5 protein-coding genes are annotated in these 2987 nt (G+C 43.0%); 2 read left to right on the top strand and 3 right to left on the bottom strand.

Going from position 1 to position 2987, the window contains the following annotated elements:
• Nucleotides 1–63: 63 nt before the first annotated feature.
• Both AC1MDJ_RS07390 and AC1MDJ_RS07385 read right to left on the bottom strand, forming a co-directional pair.
• On the bottom strand, nucleotides 64–924 hold the full coding sequence (locus tag AC1MDJ_RS07390) for a DNA adenine methylase (RefSeq protein WP_479690283.1): 861 nt from the start codon (nucleotides 922–924) through the stop codon (nucleotides 64–66).
• A 5-nt stretch (nucleotides 925–929) separates the two neighbouring features.
• Nucleotides 930–1379: a hypothetical protein gene (locus AC1MDJ_RS07385; protein WP_479690280.1), complete on the bottom strand. Its 450-nt coding sequence runs from the start codon at nucleotides 1377–1379 to the stop codon at nucleotides 930–932.
• 89 nt (nucleotides 1380–1468) lie between these two features.
• Here AC1MDJ_RS07385 and purT point away from each other — a divergent pair, with 89 nt between their 5' ends.
• Nucleotides 1469–2653: a formate-dependent phosphoribosylglycinamide formyltransferase gene (gene purT / locus AC1MDJ_RS07380; protein ID WP_479690279.1), complete on the top strand. Its 1185-nt coding sequence runs from the start codon at nucleotides 1469–1471 to the stop codon at nucleotides 2651–2653.
• Here purT and AC1MDJ_RS07375 read toward each other — a convergent pair.
• Nucleotides 2650–2904, bottom strand: coding sequence for a hypothetical protein (locus AC1MDJ_RS07375; RefSeq protein ID WP_479690282.1), 255 nt, complete (start codon nucleotides 2902–2904; stop codon nucleotides 2650–2652). The two genes, purT and AC1MDJ_RS07375, sit on opposite strands and share 4 nt — an antisense overlap.
• Between AC1MDJ_RS07375 and AC1MDJ_RS07370 the strand changes: the two genes are divergently transcribed.
• On the top strand, nucleotides 2884–2987 hold a 104-nt coding region (locus AC1MDJ_RS07370), incomplete at its 3' end, for an FkbM family methyltransferase (protein ID WP_479690281.1). The two genes, AC1MDJ_RS07375 and AC1MDJ_RS07370, sit on opposite strands and share 21 nt — an antisense overlap.

Raw genomic sequence — 2987 nt, 5'->3', positions numbered from 1 at the left:
GGCTCTCCCTACTAACTATAAGATTAACATTAGATTGTATTTATGACAAGCTCATTCCTAGGACTAGGCTACATTCATAGCTGGAAGCTTGCCTTGTCTGTATTCCACAGGCATAGAAATTTTATAGTTAGATATGAACAGCTCCTTTCCAAGTGCTGCTTTTTCCTGTTTATAGTTATTCATACCATATTGTAATTCCCATTCGTTTATATAAGCAAAGTCAAACAGGTTCTTTATCTTATCGCTATTATCTAGGGTAATGAGCCATTTATGGCGACATTTTTTCATATTGTGGGCAAATTGTTCATGGTCAAAAGAGGTATGGAGATTCCCTTTTATCCCATATAGCCTAGATTTTGCTTGTTTATGGTATGGCGGGTCTAAAAATAGAAAGACATTGTCCCCAGCCTGAAACAATAGTTCTTCATAGCTTTGGTTGCGAATCTCAACATCAGCAAGCACACATTGTAGTGCAAGAATACGTTCTATTGAAGAGCTAGTAAATCTGTCCTGAAAAGCCTTTTCCGAATAGCCACCAGAATCAACTGTGCCAGAAAATGTAATTCTATTTAACACGAAAAAGCGCACCGCTCGTTCAAAATCGGAATAATATTCGTTAGCTGTATAGTGGTTAAATATTTCTCGACCGTCCCTTTTGTGTCGTTTAATATCATAAACGGCGTCATATAGCCTTTTGTTATCATTCTTTGCAAAGCTCCAAAAGCAATATAAATCATAATTTAGGTCATTTATGATATAACGTGTAGGAACGAACCTATTTTGTTTAACCGATAAAAATACCGAGCCACCACCAACAAAAGGCTCACGAAACTCCGTAAAATTATGTAAAATGAGTGGTGTAATAGTTTTTATTGCCCTTGATTTCCCTCCAGGGTAGCGTAGAGGGCTGACAGCCTCTGTTATACCTCTCATAGTTCACATCCCTGTGGTAACTCTAGCTGAAATTTGTTGACGCTAGCCTCTTGTTTTAGCTTAACGATTAAAGAGCGTTGCTTATCGCTGTAGCACGGAGTGGTGCTTCCCGAAGTTAGCTTTAGGACAGGTTTAATATCGTATTTCCGTCCATCAACTCTCACATCTTTAAGATTTGTCCACAAAAGCATCTTTATTAGTCCATCTTTAATATCGCCAAGACTGGGGATTGATTGACTTTTAGTGTGCTTACTTTCAATAATGCTTATTGTGTTTCCGTTTATCCTTGCCTCATCTGACGTTAGGTAGTATAATCCACCCAGATAATTCTTAACAGTAATTTGTGCTTTTACACCATTTTCAAGAGCAACCATATCATACGCTTTTAATTCACTACAAAGTAGTGGCGTATAGCTAACCCCTGTTATATTTGCATCTATAATCACTACATTACTCCCTTATAAGTAATTCTAGCATAAACTTATTCCTATTCCTAGTATTTGACTTGCTTTCATTTATTTGATACTATGAAACTATGTCTATAAACATTGGAACTATCTTAACTGGCGGTGGCAAAAAGGCTGTCTTATGCGGTAGCGGCGAGCTTGGCAAAGAGGTAGCTATTGAGCTGCAGCTGCTAGGCGTAGAGGTGGTCGCACTTGATAGCTATCATAACGCCCCCGCTATGCAGGTGGCACACCGCTCTTATGTCCTGTCTATGCTAGACGGCGATTCGCTTAAAGAGATTATCAGAGCAGAAAAGCCTAACTATATAATTCCCGAAGTAGAGGCGATTGCCACAGACGCTTTGCTAGAGCTAGAAAAAGAGGGGTTCAACGTTACCCCTACGGCTAGGGCAGCGCATCTCACTATGAACCGCGAGGGTATCCGTAGATTAGTTGCTGAGGAGCTAGGACTTGCTACATCAAAATATCAGTTTGCATCTACAAAGGACGAATTTATAAAGGCAGTTAATGAGATAGGTTGTCCCTGTGTGGTGAAACCTATAATGAGTTCGTCCGGGCGCGGGCAGAGCATAGTTAAGACGCAAGCGGATGTAGATAAAGCTTGGGACTATGCGCAAAAGGGTGGCAGAGCTAGCGGCGGGCGCGTTATAGTAGAGGGGTTTGTTGATTTTGACTATGAGATTACACTGCTTACCGTGCGCCATTCAGGGGGGACGTTGTTTTTAGCCCCCATAGGGCATGTGCAGATAGACGGCGACTATCGCTATTCGTGGCAGCCGCACGAGATGTCAGCACAGGCACTTAAAGATGCACAGACTGTGGCGGGCAAGGTCACGGGGGCGTTGGGTGGATATGGAATATTTGGCGTAGAGCTGTTTATAAAGGGTGATGAAGTGCTGTTCAGCGAGGTTTCCCCGCGTCCGCACGATACTGGTATGGTTACGATGGTCTCACAAGATATGTCAGAGTTTGCATTGCATGTGCGAGCACTTTTGGGCTTGCCTATCCCTGCGGTGGAGCTATATGGCGCATCGGCATCGCGGGCTATAGTGGTAGAGGGGGACAGCGACAAGGTAGAGTTTCATAATATAGATGAAGTGCTTGCTGAGGCTGGTGTGCAGCTACGTTTATTTGGCAAACCAGCTGTTCATGGACACCGCCGTATGGGGGTTCTGCTCGCCCGCGCTAACACTACCGATGAAGCACTCGCTAAAACACAACGGGCATTGGATAAATTAAAAGTAGTTCTTTAATCTAACTCTTGCGGATATGCAAACAACGCCGTTTCGTTAATATTTAGCGGGTAGGTGCTGTGTTTCTGTATCTTAAACGTGTAGTTTAACCCCTTAACTATCTGTTCTAGTAATGGTTTTGTCTCAAAAAACTCTTCAGGGTTATGGTATATTGCTAGTGATAGCACGGGGCGGAACCGCTGAATGGTTTTAGTCATACCACGCAGAGCGGGTAGACCGAAACCCTCTAAATCGGTTTCATAAAAACCGATTTAGAGGGTTTCGGTCTACCCGCTCTGCGTGGTATGACTAAAACCATTCAGCGGTTCCGCCCCGTGCTATCACTAGCAATATA

The organism is Candidatus Termitispirillum reticulitermitis (genome assembly GCF_054655775.1).
The sequence above is the reverse complement of the archived record's forward strand: the minus strand, read 5'-3'. Positions and strand labels throughout refer to the sequence as shown.

What these genes read in the sequence shown, in the direction of transcription:
- purT (WP_479690279.1), top strand. Translation starts at nt 1,469, where the DNA reads ATGTCTATAAACATTGGAACTATCTTAACTGGCGGTGGCAAAAAGGCT.